The 20,979-nt window shown below is 71.8% G+C and carries 16 protein-coding genes and 1 pseudogene; 8 read left to right on the top strand and 9 right to left on the bottom strand.

Annotated elements, in window-relative coordinates; all coding sequences use genetic code 11:
• The first annotated feature begins 32 nt into the window (after positions 1-32).
• Both ACFVX4_RS14335 and ACFVX4_RS14330 read left to right on the top strand, forming a co-directional pair.
• Entirely contained in the window at positions 33-1,604 is a 1,572-nt protein-coding gene (locus ACFVX4_RS14335) for a cytochrome P450 (RefSeq protein ID WP_389976075.1), read from the top strand.
• Between the two features lie 198 nt (positions 1,605-1,802).
• Positions 1,803-3,149 carry a 6-phospho-beta-glucosidase gene (locus tag ACFVX4_RS14330; protein WP_389976072.1) on the top strand — a complete coding sequence of 449 codons (1,347 nt, stop codon included), beginning with the start codon at positions 1,803-1,805 and terminating at the stop codon, positions 3,147-3,149.
• Positions 3,150-3,163: 14 nt separating this feature from the next.
• On the opposite strand, the gene ACFVX4_RS14325 is transcribed toward ACFVX4_RS14330, so the two are convergent.
• The 7 genes from ACFVX4_RS14325 to ACFVX4_RS14295 form a co-directional block, all read right to left on the bottom strand.
• Entirely contained in the window at positions 3,164-5,188 is a 2,025-nt protein-coding gene (locus ACFVX4_RS14325) for a hypothetical protein (RefSeq protein ID WP_389976069.1), read from the bottom strand.
• The gene (locus ACFVX4_RS14320) at positions 5,185-6,378 is read right to left on the bottom strand and encodes a VWA domain-containing protein (protein WP_389976066.1); all 1,194 of its coding nucleotides are present in this window, start codon (positions 6,376-6,378) and stop codon (positions 5,185-5,187) included. The genes ACFVX4_RS14325 and ACFVX4_RS14320 overlap by 4 nt, the downstream gene beginning before the upstream one ends.
• Positions 6,375-8,732: a DUF5682 family protein gene (locus ACFVX4_RS14315; RefSeq protein ID WP_389976063.1), complete on the bottom strand. Its 2,358-nt coding sequence runs from the start codon at positions 8,730-8,732 to the stop codon at positions 6,375-6,377. The genes ACFVX4_RS14320 and ACFVX4_RS14315 overlap by 4 nt, the downstream gene beginning before the upstream one ends.
• The gene (locus ACFVX4_RS14310) at positions 8,732-9,868 is read right to left on the bottom strand and encodes an AAA family ATPase (protein ID WP_389976060.1); all 1,137 of its coding nucleotides are present in this window, start codon (positions 9,866-9,868) and stop codon (positions 8,732-8,734) included. Before ACFVX4_RS14310 ends, ACFVX4_RS14315 begins: the two co-directional genes overlap by 1 nt.
• The gene (locus ACFVX4_RS14305; RefSeq protein WP_389976057.1) at positions 9,865-13,458 is read right to left on the bottom strand and encodes a WGR and DUF4132 domain-containing protein; all 3,594 of its coding nucleotides are present in this window, start codon (positions 13,456-13,458) and stop codon (positions 9,865-9,867) included. Before ACFVX4_RS14305 ends, ACFVX4_RS14310 begins: the two co-directional genes overlap by 4 nt.
• Positions 13,459-13,580: 122 nt before the next feature.
• Positions 13,581-14,024 (bottom strand): hypothetical protein, encoded by a 444-nt coding sequence (locus ACFVX4_RS14300; RefSeq protein ID WP_389976055.1) that lies wholly within the window; start codon positions 14,022-14,024, stop codon positions 13,581-13,583.
• Positions 14,018-14,476 (bottom strand): ATP-binding protein, encoded by a 459-nt coding sequence (locus ACFVX4_RS14295; RefSeq protein WP_389976052.1) that lies wholly within the window; start codon positions 14,474-14,476, stop codon positions 14,018-14,020. Before ACFVX4_RS14295 ends, ACFVX4_RS14300 begins: the two co-directional genes overlap by 7 nt.
• 207 nt (positions 14,477-14,683) lie before the next feature.
• On the opposite strand from ACFVX4_RS14295, the gene ACFVX4_RS14290 reads away from it, so the two are divergent.
• The 4 genes from ACFVX4_RS14290 (at position 14,684) to ACFVX4_RS14275 (ending at position 17,239) form a co-directional block, all read left to right on the top strand.
• Positions 14,684-15,544 carry a helix-turn-helix domain-containing protein gene (locus ACFVX4_RS14290; RefSeq protein WP_385332314.1) on the top strand — a complete coding sequence of 287 codons (861 nt, stop codon included), beginning with the start codon at positions 14,684-14,686 and terminating at the stop codon, positions 15,542-15,544.
• On the top strand, positions 15,544-15,780 hold the full coding sequence (locus tag ACFVX4_RS14285) for a DUF397 domain-containing protein (protein ID WP_072485026.1): 237 nt from the start codon (positions 15,544-15,546) through the stop codon (positions 15,778-15,780). The genes ACFVX4_RS14290 and ACFVX4_RS14285 overlap by 1 nt, the downstream gene beginning before the upstream one ends.
• 111 nt (positions 15,781-15,891) lie before the next feature.
• On the top strand, positions 15,892-16,701 hold the full coding sequence (locus tag ACFVX4_RS14280) for an SAM-dependent methyltransferase (protein WP_389976049.1): 810 nt from the start codon (positions 15,892-15,894) through the stop codon (positions 16,699-16,701).
• Between the two features lie 88 nt (positions 16,702-16,789).
• Positions 16,790-17,239 carry a YchJ family protein gene (locus ACFVX4_RS14275; protein WP_389976047.1) on the top strand — a complete coding sequence of 150 codons (450 nt, stop codon included), beginning with the start codon at positions 16,790-16,792 and terminating at the stop codon, positions 17,237-17,239.
• A gap of 26 nt (positions 17,240-17,265) precedes the next feature.
• Here the strand turns inward: ACFVX4_RS14275 and ACFVX4_RS14270 are convergent, their stop codons facing one another.
• On the bottom strand, positions 17,266-19,341 hold the full coding sequence (locus ACFVX4_RS14270; RefSeq protein WP_389976044.1) for an MDR family MFS transporter: 2,076 nt from the start codon (positions 19,339-19,341) through the stop codon (positions 17,266-17,268).
• Between the two features lie 58 nt (positions 19,342-19,399).
• The gene (locus ACFVX4_RS14265) at positions 19,400-20,227 is read right to left on the bottom strand and encodes a hypothetical protein (RefSeq protein WP_389976041.1); all 828 of its coding nucleotides are present in this window, start codon (positions 20,225-20,227) and stop codon (positions 19,400-19,402) included.
• A gap of 80 nt (positions 20,228-20,307) precedes the next feature.
• On the opposite strand from ACFVX4_RS14265, the pseudogene ACFVX4_RS14260 reads away from it, so the two are divergent.
• Both ACFVX4_RS14260 and ACFVX4_RS14255 read left to right on the top strand, forming a co-directional pair.
• Positions 20,308-20,739 (top strand): annotated as a pseudogene (locus ACFVX4_RS14260) (cytochrome P450); the annotation flags it as partial.
• Between the two features lie 25 nt (positions 20,740-20,764).
• Positions 20,765-20,932, top strand: a complete 168-nt coding sequence (locus tag ACFVX4_RS14255) for a hypothetical protein (protein WP_389976038.1) — start codon at positions 20,765-20,767, stop codon at positions 20,930-20,932.
• Positions 20,933-20,979: the final 47 nt, after the last annotated feature.

The raw sequence follows: 20,979 nt of genomic DNA, 5'->3' as shown, positions 1-20,979 counted from the left end.
CGGTACTTGGAAGCCTGATCCCTGGAGCGATCGTGACAACCCCATTCCACTACGAGCCCGGAGCGGCCCAGGGGCCGGTTCCGCCCCCCGAGTGCCCGGCCCACGGCCTCGGCGTCGGTCCCGGCGGACTGCGCCGGTTCTACGGCCCGGAGGCCGAGCGGGACCCCCACGGGCTCTACGACAAACTGCGCGCCGAACACGGCACCGTGGCCCCCGTGCTGCTGCACGGAGACGTACCCGCCTGGCTGGTCCTCGGGCACAGCGAGAACCTGCATATGACCCGTACGCCCTCGCAGTTCTCCCGCGACTCCCGGCGGTGGCGGGCCCTGCAGGACGGCAGCGTCGCCCCGGACCACCCGCTGGCCCCGATCTTCACCTGGCAGCCGATGTGCGTGTTCGCCGACGGTGCCACCCATGAACGCCTGCGCGGCGCGGTCACCGACAGCATGGGCCGGATCGACACCCGCGGCGTCCGCCGCCACGTCAACCGCTACAGCAACCGGCTCGTCAACGACTTCTGCCAGCAGGGCCGTGTCGACCTGGTCAGCCAGTTCGCCGAGCGGCTGCCGATGATGGTGATGTGCGCGATCATCGGCATGCCCGAGGAGTACAACGACCGGATGGTCCAGGCCGCCCGCGACATGACCCGGGGCACGGCGACCGCCGTCGCGAGCAACGCCTATGTTCTCGACGCGCTGACCCGGCTCGTCCAGCGTCGCCGGCGCGAGCCCGCGGACGACTTCGCCACCTGGCTCGTCGAGCACCCCGCAGGGCTGAACGACCAGGAGGTCAGCGAGCATCTCCGGCTTGTCCTCATCGCCTCCTACGAGGCGACCGCCAACCTGATCGCCAACGTCCTGCGCATGGTGCTCACCGACCCGCGATTCCGGGCCAGGCTCAGCGGTGGTCACATGACGGTGCCCGAGGCGGTCGAGCAGACGCTGTGGGACGAGCCGCCGTTCACCGCGGTCTTCGGCCGCTGGGCGGTCGGTGACACCGAGCTCGGCGGCAAGCAGATCAAGGCGGGCGACGCATTGATCGTCGGCATCGCACCGGCCAACACCGACCCCGTGGTCCGGCCCGATCCGGGCGCCGACATGGCGGGCAACCGCGCCCATCTCGCGTTCAGCGGCGGCCCGCATGAATGCCCCGGGCAGGACATCGGACGAGCCGTCGCGGATGTCGGTGTCGACGCCCTGCTGATGCGGCTGCCCGACCTCGAACTCGCCGTCGAGGAGAGCGAGCTGAGCTGGATCGGGAACATCATGGGCCGGCACCTGGTGGAGCTTCCGGCGGACTTCGCCGCGCGCCCGCCGCAGGACGACAAGGAACCGCCGTCCATGGGGAGGCCCAACCCGCAGAGCCAGGACTGGGAGGTGCAGTCGACGGTCCGGCACACCGCCCCCACACCCGGTCGCGCCCCGGCCGTCGCGCCCACGGGTACGACGGTCACGGCCACTGTCACGGCCGCGGTCAGGGCCGCCGGCGAATCGGGGAACACGGCCTCCGGACCGTCCGCCGTCGGCCGGATCCCGCAGCAGCGCGGCGAATCCGCACCGGTGAGGCTGTGGCGGGTCGTTTCGCGCTGGTGGAGCGGCAGCTGACCCGACACGCCCCTCGGGGCGAAGGCATGACCGGCATCCGGCCCGGCGGCCGCGGCCCCTCGGCCGCCGGGCCGGGCGCCGTCCTCGGGCCCCCGTTCTCGGGTGACGGGCCCGGTGGCGTCCTCGACCGTCAGGTGAGAACTGCCGTACGGAGTCGCTCGACCCCGGTCCGGTCCGGCCCCCGTACCATGCGGAAGCGTGAAGCTGACAATTCTGGGCGGCGGCGGATTCCGGGTTCCTCTCGTGTACGGGGCGCTGCTCGCCGACCACGCCGAAGGCCGCGTATCGGCGGTCACCCTCCACGACACCGACGCGGACCGGCTCACCGCCGTGGCCCGGGTGCTCGGCGAACAGGCCGCCGGCATCCCGGACGCGCCCACCGTCACCGCCACCACCGAACTCGACGAAGCACTGCGCGGCGCCGACTTCGTCTTCTCGGCGATCCGTGTCGGCGGCCTCGAAGGCCGGGCGGCCGACGAACGGGTGGCCCTCGACGAAGGCGTACTCGGCCAGGAGACGGTCGGCGCGGGCGGCATCGCGTACGGCCTGCGCACCGTGCCGGTAGCCGTGGACCTCGCACGGCGCATCGCGCGGCTCGCCCCCGAGGCCTGGGTCATCAACTTCACCAACCCGGCTGGCCTGGTCACCGAGGCCATGTCCCGGCCTCTGGGCGACCGGGTCATCGGCATCTGCGACTCCCCGGTGGGCCTCGGCCGCCGCATCGCCCGGGTACTCGGCGCCGACCCCGACCGGGCCCGGATCGACTACATCGGGCTCAACCATCTTGGCTGGGTCCGCGGACTGCACGTCGACGGCCGGGACGAACTCCCGAGGCTGTTCGCGGACCCGGAGCTCCTCGGCTCCTTCGAGGAGGGCCGGCTCTTCGGCACCGACTGGCTGCGTTCGCTGGGCGCCGTCCCCAACGAATACCTGCACTACTACTACTTCAACCGGGAAGCGGTACGCGCCTACCAGGACGCCGAGCAGACCCGCGGCGCCTTCCTCCGCGAGCAGCAGGAAGGCTTCTACGCCCGGATGAAGGACCCCGCCACCCCCGCCCTGTCCGCCTGGGACCGCACTCGCGCCGAGCGCGAAGCCACCTACATGTCGGAGAACAGAGAGGTCGCCGGGGTCGGCGAGCGGGACGAGAGCGATCTGGAGTCCGGCGGCTACGAGAAGGTGGCGCTCGCCCTCATGCGGGCCGTCGCCCGCAACGAACGGACCTCGCTCATCCTCAACGTCCGCAACCGCACCACGCTTTCGGTGCTCGACGCGGACGCCGTCATCGAGGCGCCGTGCCTGGTCGACGCCAACGGCGCGCATCCCGTCGCCGCCGACCCGCTTCCGTACCACGCCGTAGGGCTGGTCACCGCGGTCAAGGCCGTCGAGCGCGCGGTACTGGACGCTGCGGAGAGCGGCTCCCGCACCGCCGCCGTGAAGGCCTTCGCGCTGCACCCGCTGGTCGACTCGGTGACCGTGGCCCGACGCCTCGTCGACGGGTACACCAAGGTCCATCCCGGCCTCGCCTACCTGAACCGGCCGTAGCGGGACTGGGGTCTTCAGCCTGTTCCGGAAGCTGTTCCGGAAGCCGTCCCGGAAGAGCGGAGTTCGCTGCTGACCAGGAGGTGGAGCTGAGCGTCCAGCCACGCTCCGGAACGGGTGGCGAGGGCCCCCTCGTTCGGCCCGGCCCCGTCGTCCAGTGTCGCGACGAAGGCGCGCAGCAGCGCCGCGGCACGGGTCAGGCCGGTGCGGGACAGCGCGGTCGCCGCTTCGTCGATCCGGGCGCGGGCGGGGACGTTCAGATGACGCAGCCCGCTGTGCGGCACCGCCGACATGGCGGATATCGCCTCGTCCAGCGCCGCCGTCAGCGGATCGGACGGCCGTCGCCCCACCGCTGCCAGCGCCGTGGAGCCGTCACCGGAGGCGAGATCGGGCACGACCGTCCCCGCCGGGGTGAGCACCCCGAGCGGATCGATCCGGACTCCGCCGCCGGACCGGTGCAGCGAACCGCTGATGTGCGTGGCGCCGCTCCCCAGCGCGTCGGCCAGGGCGTCCAGCGCACCCGGGCACTCCGGCCGGTACTCCGACGCCACCAGCGCCCGGGTCCCCGCGGCATCGCGCACAACGGCTTCCAGGCGCTGCTCGGCGGGGTCGTAACCGACGCTCTCCACCTCCGACAGCGCGACGACATGGACCGCCTCCGCCTCGACCCGCGGCCGGATCAGCCGGGGCGGCCTGCCGTCCCAGCCTGCCGTCAGGGCGGCCAGGTCCCGTACGAGCAGCGGTTCGGGAAGCTCCGTCCAGGCGCCGCCGACCGGGGTGATGGTCGTCGTGCCGAGCCGGCCCCGGGCGATCGTCAGCGCGCGGCTCGGAGTGCGCCGGACGCTCTCGCTGACCAGGCTTCCGCCGGCCAGCGAGCCCAGCGGGGTGGCGAGGACACGACGGGTGGCCAGCTGGTGGGCGGAGAGCTCCTTGCCCTCGGGGGCCGTCCAGGTCTTGCGCAGTACGAGGACGGTGCCCGCGCCGGGGTGGGCGAAGTACACCTCGGAGACCAGGGACTGCGCGCTGCCGTGCACCCGGCAGCCGAGCGAGACGAGCCGGACCCGGCGCAGCGGGGTGTCCCCGGCCTCGCGGGTGCCGAGCACGCCGGGGTGTGCGGCGGCCCGCCGCCGGGCGTGCAACTCGGTGAGCAGGGCGGCGACCGACTCCGGGCGGTACTGGGCGTTGCGGTCGGCGTACGCCGTGAGCTGGTCCGTCAACTCGGCGAGCGCGCCCGCGGGCCAGTGCATCGATGCGGCGGTCAGCGCGGCACCGGCACGCGCCAGGGCTCCGCCGTGCACGGGGCCGACATGGGCCACGCCCTCCGCCAGCAGCTCGTCCGCCAGTCCGACGGCCGCGTCCAGCACGGACAGGGCCGTGGCCGGTGCGGTGGCGCGGCCACCGACCTGCACAGGCACGGAACGCTCGTCGGTGCCCGCGGTGTCGGCGGTCCGGAACGCCCACACCGCGAGCGCCACCATCTCGCCGCGCAGTGCGGCGGTCGCGTCCGTCAACGCGTACGCGATCTCGTCGGGTACCGGGAAACGCACCGTGCAGGTGGGGAGCTCGACCCGGGGCTCGGGGTGATCGGGGGACGGGCGGTGGACGACGGCGGCATAGCCCCGCTCGAAAATGCGTCGGGCCGCGGTGACCGGGCGGGTGCCGACGGCCTCGGTGAGAGCCGCGTCGTCGGCGCTGCCGGGGGACCAGGCGGCGAACGTGGCGGGGGCGCTGTCCGGATCGGCCTCGGCGCTGCGCCGATGGGCCAGCACCAGGGCGATGAGATGGCGGCACACGCCCGGTGCGGCGCAGCTGCAGCTGCCCTCGTCCAGACCGGTGCCGGGCGGCAGCGCCGTGGTGGTGCCGTCGTCGAACCGGGCGCGCACCGTGGTGTCCGGATCGGTCGTGAGAGCGGGCACCGTTCCCGCGTCCAGCTCCTTCGTGGCGCGTTTGACCAGGCCGCGGTTGGCCAGTGCCGCGAGTGTCTCCGGAGTGAGGGCGAGCAGATCGGGGCGCACGGCGGCGCCGGTACCCGGTTCGGTCATCGGCCCAGCCTCTCGGCGACGAACTCGGCGAGACGGCCCGGTGTCATCGCCCCGACGTGCGCCCCGGCCGCGGCGAGTTTTCCGGCCGTCAGGCGGTCGTAATCCGGATCGGCGTTCTCGTCGAGCGCGGCCAGCCCCAGCACGGTCGAGCCCTGCTCCGCCAGCCTCCGCACCGCCCGCACCAGCCGGTAGGGGTCGCCGCCCTCGTAGAAGTCGGTGACCAGCGCGACGATCGCGCGCCGCGGGTTCTCCACGAGACCCGCGCCGTACTCCACGGCCCGTGCGATGTCGGTGCCGCCACCCAGCTGGACCCGCATCAGCAGCTCCACCGGATCGGTCACGTCGGAGGTCAGGTCCACCACCTGGGTGTCGAAGGCGACCAGGTGCGTCTTGAGGCCGGGCAGACCCCACAGACACGCGGCGGTCACCGCGGAGTGGATGACCGATCCGGCCATCGAGCCCGACTGGTCGACCAGCAGGATCAGCTGCCACTGCGTCACATGGCGCCGGGTACGGGAGTGGAAGTGGGCGCGCTCGATGAGAAGGCGCCGCTCGGCCGGCTGGTAGTGGGCGAGATTGGCCTTCACCGTCTGCCGGAAGTCGAAGTCCCTCGCCAGAGCGACCCGGCTCGGCCTGCGGGAGCGGGTGCCGTGGAACGCCCGGCGGATCTCCAGCTGGAGCCTGGCCAGGAGCTGCTTCACCACCGACTCGACGATGCGCCGGGCCAGCCGCAGCACCTGCGGGTTCATCAGATGCTTGGTGCGCAGCACGGCACGCAGCAGGGTCTGGCTCGGCTCGACCCGCTCCAGCACCGCGGGGTCGGTGACGATCTCCTGGATCCCGTACTTCTCGACGGCGTCCCGCTCCAGGCGCTCGATGGTCTCCTTCGGGAAGAGCCGGTGGATGTCGTCGAGCCAGTCGATCGCGGTCACCGCGGACGGGCCGTCGCCGCCCTCCCGAGGGGCGGCACCGGAACGGCGCACCCCCCGTCGGGCGAGGTCGGGGTCGCGGCCGTAGAGCCAGTCGAGGGCGGCGTCCCGGCCGGCGTTGCCCGGCCCCAGCGGTCCGGTGTGCCGTTCGGCGGCGGAGCCGAGGATCAGCCGCCAGCGCTCCAGCCCCGCGTCGGGAGACGTACCGGGACCTTCCTCGGGCACGGGTGCCCGGCCCGGTGCTTGTTCGGGCGTGGTCATGGGGTGGCTTCCAGTTCGTAGCGGGCCAGCAGTCGGGACACGGACTCCTCCAGAGCGCGGGCTCGGGCGATCAGCAGGGGGTCCGCGGTGGTCCGCAGCAGGGAACGCGACGAGCCGCGTACCCCGCGCCGCTCCAGCAGACGGCCGGCGATCCGGTCCCGTTCCCGCGGCGGGAAGAACGCGAAGGCCTGACGCAGCGCGGGCAGCCCGGACAGGAACTCGTCGTCGGGCAGCGCACGGACCAGTCCGTCCAGCACATCGATCAGCGACTCGGCCCCGCCGCCGGTCCCGTTGCCGTCGTCATTCCCCACCGCGCCCGTCACCTCGTCGCGGGCGAGCGCGAACAGCCCGGCCAGCCAGTCGCCGAGCACATCCGTGCCGGCCCTCGCCACCGTACGCACCGCCTCGGCCGGATCCCCGGCCGTGCCCGGGACCTGCCCGAGGGAGCTGTGCAGCCCGAACGCGGCCCCGCGCAGATCGATCGGCGCCTCGGGATCGCCGGCGATCCGCCAGGCGATGGCGGCCGCGGTCTCCCGGGTGACGGAGAGCAACTCCGGTGCGTGCAGCACCGTGTCGCGCACCGCGACCACGGCCCGAAGCCGGGAGAAGTCCACGCCCGACGAGCCACGCGCACCCTCCAGGAGCCACAGCAGCCGCTCCGTCGCCCCGTCGATCACGGTGCCGAGCAGCGGACCGCGCGCCATGCCGAACACCCGGTCGTGCCGCCACAGCCCAAGAGCCGTGGCAAGTACGTCACCGAGCGGGCCGACCATGCTCAACTCACCTACGCAGGAGGAGAGTTCGCCGAGCAACTGGTCCGAGAACCCGTCCATCCCGCAGAGCACGGCGTCGAACAGTGCCCCCGCCAGACGATCGGCCTCCGCCGCGGCAGCCCGCGTCCGTTCGGTGAGCGCGACGGCCGCCGCCTCGGCCAGAGTCGCTCCGTACGCCCCCGCCTCCACCAGCGCGGCCTCGCGCCCCACGGCGGGCTGCGCCTCCCAGCGTTCGGTGAACACCGGGTCCACGCCGTGCGCGGGACCGGCGGTCCGTGCCCGGCCGGGAATCCCCAGCACCCGCAGCCGGTGGAGCACCCGGCTGCGTTCCAGGTCTGCGGCGTCCGTGAGATCGAGGCGGTACGTGGCCTCCGGGCCGCCGTCCAGCGCCAGCCCGGCCAACTGCGCCGCGACGTCGTGCACCAGGGGCGGCGCCGGAGTGCCGGGATGGAGCCGCCCGGTGCGGTCGCCACCACAGGCCGCGACCATCTCGACGACCGCGGGGTGGGCCCCCGCCGTCAGCGTGCCGCGGCCCGTCCACGGCAGCGGGCGATCAAGGTCGTCCGTGATCAGGGCGCCCGCCAGGCCGTCCAGCACATCGATCCTGGCGGGGCGCGGATGGCCGCGCAGCGCCGTGAGCCCCTGGGCCAGACTCCGGGCGGCGATCAGATCGGCGGTGGACACCGGGAACTTCCGCGCCCGCAGCCGCTCGACGACCATCCGCAGCAAGCCGTCCGCCGCGGCCTCGGGGCCCGTCTCCCACACCTGCTGGTAGTAGCCGGGCGACGGCATCCCCGACTGGTACCCGGCGAACGCGTCCAACTGACGGAAGGAGTACGGCACGAGGAAACTCCCGGCCATGGCGCCGTCCGGCGGGGCGGGCACCAGAGGCCACCCGTCCGCGCCCCGCTCCCAGCCGTCGCCCGCGCCGCCCCGTTCGCCGGATCCGGTGAGCGCACGGAGCGCGGGCTGGTGGAAGCCACCGGTCACCACCAGAACCGGCCGGTCTCCGGCGGCGTCCACCGCCGCGTGTACCCACGCGGCCATGTACGACTCGCGCGCCCGGTCGCCCGCGTCGGCCTCCGCGTCACCGCGGACCAGCTCGAAGTAGGCATCGAGCCGCTCGGCGAGACCGTTGTCCGGCTCGACCTCGAACAGGCGGTCCCACAGGGCGTCGGAGGAGTCGACCGCGAAATGCCGGCACAGCCGCTCCGTCGCCTCCTCGTAGCGGGCCTCCGCGTCGGCATAGCGGTTGGCGCGCTCGGCGAACGCCGGATGCCAGGCCGGCAGATCGATGAAGCGGACCTCCGCCCCGGCCGCCCGCCCCGCCCGCAGCGCGACCCACTCCGGTGAGTAGTCGCACAGGGGGGCCCAGGAGGTCGCCGCCCGCTGCCCGTCGCGGTAGTGGCTGAACACCGCGACCGGCAGCTCGTGCCCGAGCAGCAGCTCGTCCAGCCGTTCGTTCATCTCGGCAGGACCCTCGACCAGCACCTGGGCGGGCCGCAGCTCCTCGATGGTCCGCTCGACCAGTCGTGCGCAGGCAGGGGAGTGGTGACGCACCCCCAGGAACACCGCGGACATCAGTCGGCCAGCAGATGGCGTGCGTCGTGCAGGGCCTTCCAGTGCGGGCCGCGACGGCGCGGCACCTGCTGCTCCAGATAACGTCGCAACCGGGCCAGGTCCTCCGGGCTGTCCTTCGCCGCCGTACCCGCCAGACACGCCACCACATCGGCGGCACTGCCCGGCTCGCCGCGCAGGAACCAGCCGCGCACCCCCACCGCATGGGCGACGGACACGGCCTCCGCCGTACTCATCACCGCCGAGGGGCGGTCCGCTCCGGCGCCGGAACCGCCCTTCTCACCGGCCCCCGCGCGCAGCTCCCGGAACGTACCGACCAGGACCTCCAGCACATCCCGGTCCGGCGGCGGCTCCACCCCGGAACGCCGCAGCAGCGTCGTCACCTCGGCCTCCACCAGGGCCAGTTCGGTGTCCAGGTCGGGGATCGGGAAGACCGTCTCGAAGTTGAACCGACGCTTGAGCGCCGCGCTCATTTCGTTGACGCCCCGGTCCCGGGTGTTGGCCGTGGCGATGACATTGAAGCCCTGCCGGGCGAAGACCATGCCGTCGGGCCCGGTCAGCTCGGGGATGGCCACCACCCGCTCGGAGAGCAGCGACAGCAGCGAGTCCTGCACCTCCAGCGGACAGCGGGTGATCTCCTCGAACCGGACGAGCCTGCCCTCCGCCATGCCGCGCAGCATCGGGGCCGGGACGAGCGACCGGGTGGAGGGCCCCTCGGCGACCAGCAGCGCGTAGTTCCAGCCGTACTTGATCTGGTCCTCGGTGGTGGCCGCACCGCCCTGCACCGTGAGCGTCGAGTCCCCGCTGACCGCGGCCGCGATCAGTTCGGAGAGCAGCGACTTGGCGGTGCCCGGCTCTCCGACCAGCATCAGCCCACGGCTCGTCGCCAGCGTCACCAGAGCCCGGTCCACCAGCGAAGGGTTGCCGACGAACTTCCGGCTGATGCCCGTCTCCGCGTCACCGATGACGAACCGGCGCGCCGCACGCAGGCTCAGCTCCCAACCGGGCGGGCGCGGATCACGGTCCTCAGCCCGCAGTGCCGCCAGCTCCTCGGCGTACCGCACTTCGGCAGGGGGCCGCTGCACCGGTGCCGCACCGCCGTCCGATGCCTCGGTACGGGTCTCGTCCCTCTTGGTCACGGTGCCACGCCCTCGGTGAGTTCGGCCAGGTCGACGAGCAGCTCGGACACGGTCACCGCGTCCATCCCGGTGAAGCGGAGCGAGTGGCTGCGACGCGTCCAGTGATCATCGGGCCGGTCATCGAGCCAGACCGTTTCCAGGGTCTGCTCGGGGAACATGTCGACCACACCGACCGCGATGCCGGGGTCCAGTGCGATCACGAGACAGCAGTCGTCGCTCAGCCGCTTGGAGATCCAGCGCTCCACCCCGGCATCCTGCGGCGCCCCGCGCCGCCAGCCGCGCCGTTCCAGACCGAGCACCTTCCCGATCGGCACCTTGAGGCCCTCGAACCGGGCCAGCCGGTATCCGGCGGCCTCCTCCTCGGGCAGCGTGAGCACGGTGCGCCCGAGCTGCGGGAACGGCTGCAGGATCTCGTAGTCGGCGAACACCTCGGACCAGTCGGTCAGTTCGTCGCCGAGGTGCAGCGGGTGCGCGAGCCGCACGGTCGTGTCGTCCGGCAGGGCGAAGACATCGTCCTCGGCGTCGGCGAACGTACGGTCCTCCGCGACCCGGAACGCGGTGCGCGCCGCACCGTCCGTCTCGCTCAGCCAGACCAGCCGGCGAACCAGGTGCCGGAGCAGCGGATGACCGACGAACAGCTCCGCGAACTCCTGGGCGGTCCAGGACCGTCCGGTCACCATCGCGGCCTCCAGACGCCTCACCTGGTCCGAGGAGATCGTCCGGACGTCCTTCTTGAGCGCCATGAACCGCTTGCGTTCCGAGGGGGCGAGCTCCGCGTCGTCCCGGGCGCCCGGCTTCGGGAGGTCCTTGAGGCGCTTGCCGTCACCGTCCAGCACGTACGGCCGCAGCTGCTCGTCGAAGCCGACCGTGAACGAACGGGTGCCGTAGTCGACGACGGTCGAGCCGTCCGCGTCCAGGCCGAAGTCCGGAACCAGACGGTCGGAGAGCTGCTCCCCGGTCAGCCCCAGCCCTGCGGCGACCTCGGAGATCTTCTCCTGGGCCCGCACCTTGAGCGCCTTGAACTTCACCCGCTGCGAGATGCCGTGCAGATGCAGGAGCGCCACATCGCTGCCGATGGACGCCAGCACATCGAGTCCTTCCACGGCCCGGTGGTGTGCCCCCTCACCGGGCCAGGAACGGAGGATCGGCGTGAGCCGGCGGACCGTCTCGTCGTCACCCAGCAGCGCCAGCGCGTGCAGGGCCCACGACTCCTTCGCGGGCATGTTCGCCAGCCGCCACTGCTCGAACAGGGTCCAGGCGAACTCGGCCAGCGAATCGGCAGTGGCCGTTTCGGTCAGCGAGGCGATTCCCGGATACACCTCACCGGGCTTCGACAGCGCCAGCATCATCAGGGCGTGGCGCGTCGCCGCCACCGGCAGCGCGCCGCCGGACCGGACCACGATCTGCGGCAGCACCGAGGGCTCCGCCCACCCCGGTAGTACCGGCATCTTGGCGGGCAGCGCCCGCTCCAGCGGGTCCGCGGCCAGCAACCCGTCCACCGAGGCCGCCGCCTCCGCGCCGTACGTCCGGGCGGCCTCGCGCACCACGTCGTCGCCGTGCACCGTGGCGATCAGCGTCAGCGCCTGCTCGGCGGAGCGCCGCGCGGCGCCCGCCTTGCCCACGGCGTCCGGCACCAGGAGCGGCGCGGCCGCGACGCCGTGCCGGGCGAACCAGGAACGGGCGGTCGTCGCAGTGGACTTGAGCCGGACCGCCCAGTTCGCCATGGACCGGGCGACGTCCACATCGACGTACGGGAGCAGCAGCGGGGCGAGCGAACCCGGCTGCCGGGGCACGACGCGCAACAGCAACGGCAGCGCGGCCAGGCCGAAGCGTGCGGCGATCGGCTTGAGCGTGTCCTCGCCGTCCCACAGATCGGTCGGATCCCAGGAGGCGAGCAGCGGGGCGACCACTTCCTCGTCGCCGTGGACGAACACCCACGCCGGACGCAGCCCTTCCGAGGCCGCGCCGTGGCGCAGGACGTCGATGTGCTCGTTCAAGTCGCCGTTGTTCCGCTTGGTGGTGTACCAGGAGGAGGTGGCCGCCCAGGCGGCCTGTTCCTCGGGCAGCCACTCCAGGGAGGGCTCGGACACCGCGGTCAGCCCCATCACGGCCTTGGCCTTGACGGTGGTGCGGGGCCCGGACCACGGCGGAGCCGTCAGCACGGCCGGCAAGGCGTCCGCCGGCGCGTCGGCGATCAGGTCCGCCGGATTGAGCAGCGGGTCGACGATCTCCACGACCTCGGGGCCGAGACCGTCGAGCACCGGCGTCAGCAGCTCACGATGGGCGCCGACATGACTCCGGAGCAGCTGCAACGACCGGGACGCCGCAGCCGAACGACCGCCCGCCTCGGCGGCCAGCAGGCGCACCGCACGCACCGGATAGCGGCGCATCGCTTCCAGGAGCGAGGGGCGGACATGCTTGGAGTCCGCATGCGCCAGCAGGCCGAGAAAGGCCTCGTCGGTGGGCAGCTCGGCCAGGGCGTCGGCGGCGAGCTTCACGCTGTCCGAGTAGTAGTGGTTGCCGTCGAGCGTGTCGGCCAGCGACTGGGAGACGGCCGGCCCGATGCCCTCCGCCACCGTGGCGATGACCGCGACACCGAGAGTGAAATCAGGGCGGTAGGGGAGCAGCGCCAGCTGGTCGGCCGAGTACAGCGAGCTGAACACCATGGCACGCAGGGTGCGGTCCTGCTCCGCGCTCACCGCGGGATCCGCGCAGAGCTCGTCCACCCAACCGGTCTCGCTCGGCACCAGGTAGGAGACGATGATCTTGCGCAAGGTGTCGGTGCGGCACTCGGCCAGTGCCTCGACCGCGGCCCGGTAGGTCTCTTCGTCGGCCGCGGCGAGCAGCGCGCGGACCCGGTCGATCGGCGCCCGGTGATGCCAGGACCAGTACGCGTGGCGGGGGGCCGGGAGCGCCATCAGCCGGGGCGCGCCCCGCTTGAGGCCGCTCTGCTGCCAGTCGGCGTCGACCGAGAACACCTCGGTCGCGGTCCGTGCGGCGAACGGCAGGCCGTAGCGCTCGGACCAGAAGTCCGCCCACCCCGGAGCATCGACGATCGCGGTCAGCGCGGCCGCACCGACCGGTGAGGGGTCTGTGCCGAGGTGTGCGCGCAGCGACTCGGCCAACGCGGCGTCCGAACGCGGCGAGTCCGCGAACTCCTGGATCCAGGCGGCATTCTCCGCGAGCCTGGCCTCGATCGTGTCGAACGCCTCCCGCCGCACCTTGACCGGCCCGCGGCGCACTCCGCCGCGCCGAGGGTGGAGCACCCGCTTCCAGCCGGCGGGCAGGGTGAAGGTGTCCTCGTCGGGGAGAGCGGGCGCGCCTTCGTCCGGAACCTCACCGGGGGCGGTCGCGGGCGCCGGGGCACCGGGGGCCGAAGCCGACGCCCCGACCTCTCGGTACCCCTTCTTCTCCTTCTCCGCGATCGTTCTGACGACCTGTGCCGCCGCGGCCTCGGCCGACGTGTACTCCTTGGTCTGCGTACGTCCGTCGCTTCCGCACCGCCCATAGCGCACCGTCACCACGGCGCCCTCGGCCTCGGTCTCCCAGAACTTCGACGCAGTGCCCTCGACATATTCCCAGCGGCGCACAGCTCCGCCCCCTTCCCGCCCGCAGCCCGCTCCGCCGCGGGCTTTTCGATCAGTGGTGCCACAGTAGAACGGGCCACTGACAACGCAGCGTGACCGGGGTGTCCGGCGGGTGGATCAGCAGGTCAGGGGGCGGATACGGCCCGCGCGCCGCCGGACGGCGCCCACGACGGCGTCACACCGGTGACCTGGCACACCATCAGGAAGAGCGGGATCGGCGGGGTGTACGGCGTGCGGTTGTCCGGCTGGTGGATGAGCCGGGGCCGGACCGCGGGGACGAACGCCCCCTTCGCGTACGCTGCCTGCGCGGGCCAGTCCAGATCGAGGTCGGAGCCCGAGGGCACGATCCACCACCAGCGGTCGGCGTCGGCGAAGACGCAGCCGGTGCGCGGCAGATGGGACATCAGCCGGAAGCCGTACCGGGCCGGTACCCCCACCGCGTCGCAGCCCAGGCTCGCCGACAGCGCCGGCGGCAGCGGCAACCGCACCGTGCCCGCCGTGCCGGCGGGCGGCCGGGGCTCACGGGTGCGTCGCGTGCCGAGCAGATGGGACATGGCGTTCTTCAGCATGGGTGCTCCGAGCCGTGCGGCAGTTCCGCCCAGACGATGCGCCCCGAGCCGTTGCCCGCGTCGCGGGAGCCCCAGGAACTGCACATCGCGTCGACGAGCAGCAGGCCGCGTCCGTGCTCGTCGTCGGTGGTCCGCCGCAGCTGCGGCCCGCCGGGCTGGTGTCCTTGGTCCTGCACGGCTATGCGCAGCCGACTGTCGAGGCGGCGCAGCTCGCACACGACGCGAGAGCTCATGGTGTGCACCACCGCGTTGGTGACCAGTTCCGAAACGATCAGGAGCGCCGAGTCATGGGCGTCCGCGTCGAGCTGCCACTTGTCGAGCCGGGCCCGGGTCAGTCTCCGCGCACCGGCCACGGACTCGGGGTGCGCGGGCAGGGCGAAGCAGTACCGGAGCGCCTCCGTCCCGGGACTGAGATCCATGAGCCGGGGGATGAGCGCACTGCCAGGTGCCACAACCGATTCCTCACAGTGGGGGCTGCGTCACGCTCCGCATTCCCACGTGAATGAGGGCGGGCGAGACTTCGTGAACTGGTTCACTCACCAACTCTCCCCCTGTCGTGAACACTTGGCAAGGGGCACTCTGAAATTTTCAGAGTGGCTGTGTTCTGGTCGGCCCGCGCATGGCACACTGCTCGCAAACAGCGCATGGGGAGGTCTGAAGTGAGCGAACCGCGGTCCGCCCCGACCGTGGGTCAGGTCGTTCTCGGCAAGCGCCTGCAGGATCTGCGGGAGCGCGTCGGCCTGAGCCGTGACCAGGCTGCCAAGGTGCTGCGGGTCGCACCTGCGACGATACGCAGGATGGAGACCGCCGAGGTCGCTCTCAAGATCCCCTATGTACAGATGCTGCTGAAGGCGTACGGGGTCGCCGACGACGAGACCGAAGCCTTCGTGGAGCTCGCCGAGGAGGCCAATAAACCCGGCTGGTGGCAGCGGTTCCACGACGTGCTGCCCGACTGGTTCAGCATGTACGTCAGCCTGGAGGGCGCCGCGAGCCTCCTGCGCATGTACGAGCCGCACTTCGTTCCCGGACTGCTGCAGACCGAGGACTACGCGCGCTCGGTGATGCGCACCGGAGCCGTCGGCCAGACCAGACCCGAGGACATCGAGCGCCATGTGGCGCTGCGGATGCAGCGCCAGTCCCTGCTCACCCGGCCGGACGCCCCGAAGCTGTGGGTGGTGATGGACGAGACGGTCCTGCGCCGCCCCGTCGGCAGCGTCGAAGCGATGCGGGAGCAGATCGACCAGCTGCTCGAAGCGACCGAGATGCCGCATGTGACGCTGCAGATCGCGGAATTCTCGACAGGACACCATCCGGGCACCTACGGCCCGTTCGTCCTCTTCCGTTTCGGTGTCCCCGAACTCCCCGACATGGTCTACAGCGAGTACCTGACCGGAGCCGTCTACTTCGACGCGCGCCCCGAGGTGGCCTCCTACCTCGAAGTCATGGACCGCATGGCGGCTCAGGCCGCAACTGCACAACGCACGAAGGAAATCCTCCGGGACTTCCGCAAGGAGCTGTGATGGATCCCATATACAACGGCATGCCGGCCGCCGAACTCGGCTCCGAGGGCTGGCACAAGCCGTGGAGCGGTGGGAACGGAGGCAATTGTGTCGAGGCGATGAAGCTGTCCGACGGCAGAATCGCCGTACGTCAGTCCGCCGATCCCGACGGTCCGGCTCTGATCTACACCCCCCGTGAGATCGCGGCATTCATCCAGGGTGCCAAGTCCGGTCAGGCGGACTTCCTGCTCACCTGATGTCGAGGTCCTCCCGCCGGGAGCGGCCTTCTTGCCCGAATCCGCAGCGCCGGAGCGGCCCCGGCCCCACACTCTTGTTGTTCGCCGACCTATGGACCCATGGAGCGCGCTATGACCGGGCACGACCCCCAAGGCATCGAGATCGACACCACCAAGCCCCATCCTGCCCGGATGTACGACTGGTTCCTCGGTGGCAAGGACAACTACCCGGTCGACGAAGAGATGGCCCGGCAGCTGCTCGCCCTCGACGCGCGGGGGCGGGACATGGCCCGGGTGAACCGTGCCTTCATGCACCGGGCCACCCGATGGCTGGCCGAGAACGGCATCCGTCAGTTCCTCGACATCGGCACCGGCATACCGACCGAGCCGAATCTCCACCAGATCGCCCAGCGGACCGCCCCGGACGCCCGCATCGTCTACTGCGACAACGACCCCATCGTCCTCGCACACGCCGCGGCCCTGCTGCGCTCCACTCCGCAGGGCGCCACCGAGTACATCCAGGCCGACGCTCGCAAGCCGGAAGCCATCCTCGAAGCGGCCGGCGAGATTCTCGACTTCGGCAAGCCGATCGCCCTGTCGCTGCTCGCCCTGCTGCACTTCCTGGACGACGAGGACGGCGCGGCCGAACTCGTCGACCGTCTCGTCGAGCGGCTCCCGTCCGGCAGCTACCTGGTGCTCTCGCACACCACCGGGGACTTCGACCCCGAGGGCGCGGCGCAGGCCTCCGCCATGTACCGGGCCCGGGGGATGACGCTGCGCCTGCGCTCCCACGCCGAGGTCACCACGTTCTTCGACGGGCTCGAACTCGTCGGGCCCGGGGTCTCGCTCTCCGCGGACTGGCACCCGGAGCTCGGCGAGGTCATCGAGGTCCCCGGCGACGAGCCGATCCCGGGCTACGCGGGCGTGGCCCGCAAGGTCTGACCGCGCCCCGCCGTCACCGGCCGGCCGGGTGATCGGCAGCAGCACCCCGGCGCCCCGGTCCGGCCGCACCGCGGGTCACAATGGACGCATGTCACGACGCACCACACGACCGGGGCGGCCCGCCGCCGCCGGAGCACGGACCCCCGCGGTCACCGCGGAATCGCCGTGCCCGTGCGGCCTGCCCGCCACCTACGCGCAGTGCTGCGGCCGCCTGCACGCCGGGACCGCCGCCGCGCCGACCTGCGAGTCGCTGATGCGCTCCCGGTACGCCGCCTTCGCCGTCCGGGACGAGGCGTACCTGCTGCGCAGCTGGCACCCCGACACCCGGCCGCCCGCCGTCGACTTCGACCCCGCGATGCGATGGCTGCGCCTGGAGGTGCTGGAGACGACGGACGGCAGCCCGTTCCACACCACGGGCACGGTCACCTTCCGTGCGCACTACACGGACAGCGGGCGGCCGGGTTCGCTCCACGAGAAGAGCCGCTTCGTCCGTCATGAGGGCGCCTGGGTGTACTCGGCCGCGGTCTTCGCCGACTGACGCGCGGGCGCGGCGGCCGGCCCCCTTCAGCCCGCCGTGCCCACCAGGGCCTTGTCCGGCGCCAGCTCCTGCGCCAGGTCCTCCGCCAGCAGCCGTTTGGCGATCACGTCCACCGCCGCCCTCAGCTGCCGGTCGTCCGGTCGTGCTCCGTGCTCGTCCAGGCGCTCGTTGAGCCATCGCGCCCACGCGTCGGTGATCGCCGCGGCCTCCCGGCTCCCGGCGGCGGTGTGCGTGAACAGTTGACCGTCGCCGGTGAGATAGCCCTCCTCGATCATCCGGTCGAAGACCGGCACCAGCACCTCGTGCGGCAGCCGGTGCCGGGTCGCGATCAGCCGCAGACCCGCATGGCCCACCATGCGCGTGAACAGCTCGACCTGCATCACCGCCCAGGCGCCCGCCATGTCCAGCCGGGTGTCCGAGCCCGCGATGATCCGCCGGGCCGTGTCCGGACCGACTCCGTGCAGGATCTTGGCCACGGCGAATTCGAGGAGCTTGGCCGAGTCGCCGGTGCCGGGCTGCGCGAAGCCCTCGCCCATGTCCGTGGAGCCGACCCGAGCCGTGTCCCGCAGCTTCACCTGTTTCAGGAAGAGCGCCACGAAGAACCCCAGGACCGCGACCGGCACCGTCCACAGGAACACGGTGTGCAGCGTGTCCGCGTACGCCTGGGCCAATGGCGCCGACTGCGCGGGAGGGAGACCGTGCAGCCCCGCCGGGCTCTGCGCGGCCTTCGCCAGCGTCGCGGGGTCGCCGCCGGCCCGCGTCGCCGCGGCGACGCCGTCGGCCAGATTGGGCTTCAGGGCGTTGGCGTAGATCGTGCCGAAGACCGCCGTGCCGAAGGAGCTGCCGAGCGTACGGAAGAACGTCACACCCGACGTCGCCGTACCCAGGTCCGCGTAGTCGACCGTGTTCTGCACGGCGATCGTCAGCACCTGCATGGCCAGCCCGATACCGACCCCGAGCACCAGCATGTACAGCGACTCCAGCCACACCCCGGTGCCGGGACCCATCCGGGAGAGCAGATACAGCCCCACAGCCATGATCAGCGAGCCCACGATGGGGAACACCCGGTACTGGCCCGTCTTGGACACGACATTGCCGCTGAAGATCGAGGCGACGAGCAGCCCGAGGACCAGCGGCAGCGTCCGTACGCCCGACAGGGTCGCCGAGTCCCCGTCCACGTACTGCAGATACGTCGGCAGGAAGATCATCGCGCCGAGCATCGCGAAGCCCACGATGAAGCTCAGGACCGAGCAGACGGTGAACACCGGGTTCCGGAATAGCCGCATGGGCAGCATCGGCTCCGCTGCGCGGAACTCCACCATGCAGAAGAGCGCCAGTGCGACGAGGCCGCCCGCGAAGAGTCCGAGGATGACGGGCGAGCCCCACGCGTACTCGTTGCCGCCCCAGCTCGTCGCCAGGATCAGCGCGCTCGCGCCGATCGTGACCATCGCGATGCCCAGATAGTCGATGACGGGCCGGCCGGCGGCCTTGACGGACGGGATCGTCCGGGCCGCGGCGATGACCACCACGATGGCGATCGGCACATTGACGTAGAACGCCCAGCGCCAGCTCAGATGGTCGGTGAAGAGCCCGCCGAGCAGCGGCCCGATCACCGTCGACACCCCGAAGACCGCACCGATCGCGCCCTGGTACTTGCCGCGCTCGCGCAACGGGATCACATCGGCGATCAGCGCCATCGAGGTGACCATCAGCCCGCCGGCCCCGATGCCCTGCAACCCGCGCCAGACGATCAGCAGCGTCATGTTGGTCGCGAGACCGCAGAGGAACGACCCGGTGATGAAGATGATCGCGGACAGCTGGAAGATGATCTTCCGGCCGAACAGGTCGCCGAACTTGCCCACCAGGACCGTCGCCACCGTCTCCGCGAGCAGATAGGCGGTGACCACCCAGGACATATGGGCGGCGCCACCGAGATCCGAGACGATCGTCGGCAGCGCGGTGCCGACGATCGTCTGGTCCAGGGCGGCCAGCAGGATTCCCAGCACGATCGTCGCGAAGACGATGTTCCGGCGGCGCGGATCGAGTACGGGCGGCGCGGCGGCACTCTGCGCGGCGGGGGCGGTCTCGCTGGCAGTGGTCACGCTTGCACCATCACACCGGCCCGTGCTTCCCGCATGTGGGGGACGGCCGGACGTGTCGTCAGGCCAGCAGATCCCGCACGGAAGTCTTCATCCGGGTCACGAACGCCTCCCGTACGGGCTCCGCCACCCGGTCCAGCGAGAGGTACGGATTGAGGTCCTCCAACTCGACGAGCAGCAGCTCTCCCTGCGCGGTCCGGCAGGCGTCGACCCGCTGGATGCCGTGGTCGAGACTGTTCCATTCCACGAAGCCGCGGGCGAACGCCAGATCCGCCGCGTCCGGCGCGTACGGCTCCAGCACCCACCGCCGCTCCGGGTCCGGCGCGTACAGCGCGTACTGGAAATCGTGGTCGACGAAGTAGAAGGACACCTCGTAGCGGAAGTCGATCCGGGGCTGGACGAGCATGGTGCCGTCCTCACTCTCCGGCAGCTCGGCCTCCCGCACGAACCGCAGCCCGGCCGAGTCCGCCCCCAGCTTCGGCTTGACCACGTACTGCGCCGCTTCGGGCAGCGAGCCCAGATCGGCCGCCCGGTCCACCGTGGGGATCACCGGATGGCCGGCCCGGCTCAGATCGACCAGATACTGCTTGCCCGCCATGTCCCCGCGGCCGTGCAACGGGTTGTAGACCCGGGTGCCCAGCTCCCGCGCCCGTGCGCGGAACGCGTCGTACGCCTCCTGGTAATGCAGCACGGGACCGCTGTTGCGGATGACGACCGTGTCGAAGCCGTCCAGCAGCGCGGCGGCGTCCCGGGGGTGGCAGAGCGCGACATCGAACTCCTCCCGCAGCCGCGAGGTCAGATGGATGTCCTCGTCGCAGTAGCGCCGTCCGCGCGCCTCGTAGGCGAGGTCGGTGACGAACAGGACGGACGGTCGCGGGCGGGCGGGCATGGCGGTCCCCCAAGGGGTGTGTCGGTGGACAACTGGTCAATAACCTTGACGGCGTTGCCCGTTCACGACCCTGGAGCGTCATGACACCTGCCCCGCACGAGCCGGTCGCATCGCAATCGCCGTCGCTGCCCGACATTCTCTCGCCCGCCTTCGCGGCCGATCCCTACGGGGCGTACCGGATCAGGCGCGAGAGCGCACCGCTGATCCGGCACGAGGCCACGAACAGTTACATCATCTCCCGGTACGAGGACGTGGAGCGGGTGTTCAAGGACCGGGCGGGGGAGTTCACCACCGACAACTACGACTGGCAGATCGAACCGGTCCACGGCAGGACGATCCTCCAGCTCAGCGGACGCGAGCACGCCGTCCGCCGGGCCCTGGTCGCACCCGCCTTCCGGGGCACGGATCTCCAGGAGAACTTCCTGCCGGTCATCGAGCGCAACGCACGCGAGCTGATCGACGCCTTCCGGCACACCGGCGAAGCCGATCTCGTCGACGCCTTCGGTCCTCGCCCAGTACCCGGGAGCGCAGCTCCCCGTGCATGACCTCGCCGAGCTGCTCGGCGGACAGGCCCTTGACGAGCCGGGCGAACTCCTCGGGGGAGACGGCCGCGAAGTCGAGCCCGGCCAGTTCGGCGGTGAGGTCGCCGCTGCTGTTGTCGGCCACGCCGGTTCCCTGCTCCGAAGTAAACTTACTTTTGAGTAAGGTAGGTGCCGTGTCCGCCCTTCGCGAGACGGGTGCGGTGCCGGGAC

Origin of the sequence: Streptomyces sp. NPDC058240, assembly GCF_042882135.1 — a bacterium.
Classification (GTDB): domain Bacteria; phylum Actinomycetota; class Actinomycetes; order Streptomycetales; family Streptomycetaceae; genus Streptomyces.
This window is presented reverse-complemented; position numbering and strand designations above follow the sequence as displayed.

Excerpts from the sequence above, each read along its gene's own strand:
- ACFVX4_RS14320 (WP_389976066.1), bottom strand. The coding sequence starts at position 6,378 with ATGACCACGCCCGAACAAGCACCGGGCCGGGCACCCGTGCCCGAGGAA.
- ACFVX4_RS14285 (WP_072485026.1), top strand. The coding sequence starts at position 15,544 with ATGGATCCCATATACAACGGCATGCCGGCCGCCGAACTCGGCTCCGAG.
- ACFVX4_RS14265 (WP_389976041.1), bottom strand. The coding sequence starts at position 20,227 with ATGCCCGCCCGCCCGCGACCGTCCGTCCTGTTCGTCACCGACCTCGCC.
- ACFVX4_RS14325 (WP_389976069.1), bottom strand. The coding sequence starts at position 5,188 with ATGACCGAACCGGGTACCGGCGCCGCCGTGCGCCCCGATCTGCTCGCC.
- ACFVX4_RS14315 (WP_389976063.1), bottom strand. The coding sequence starts at position 8,732 with ATGTCCGCGGTGTTCCTGGGGGTGCGTCACCACTCCCCTGCCTGCGCA.
- ACFVX4_RS14275 (WP_389976047.1), top strand. The coding sequence starts at position 16,790 with ATGTCACGACGCACCACACGACCGGGGCGGCCCGCCGCCGCCGGAGCA.
- ACFVX4_RS14300 (WP_389976055.1), bottom strand. The coding sequence starts at position 14,024 with ATGCTGAAGAACGCCATGTCCCATCTGCTCGGCACGCGACGCACCCGT.
- ACFVX4_RS14280 (WP_389976049.1), top strand. The coding sequence starts at position 15,892 with ATGACCGGGCACGACCCCCAAGGCATCGAGATCGACACCACCAAGCCC.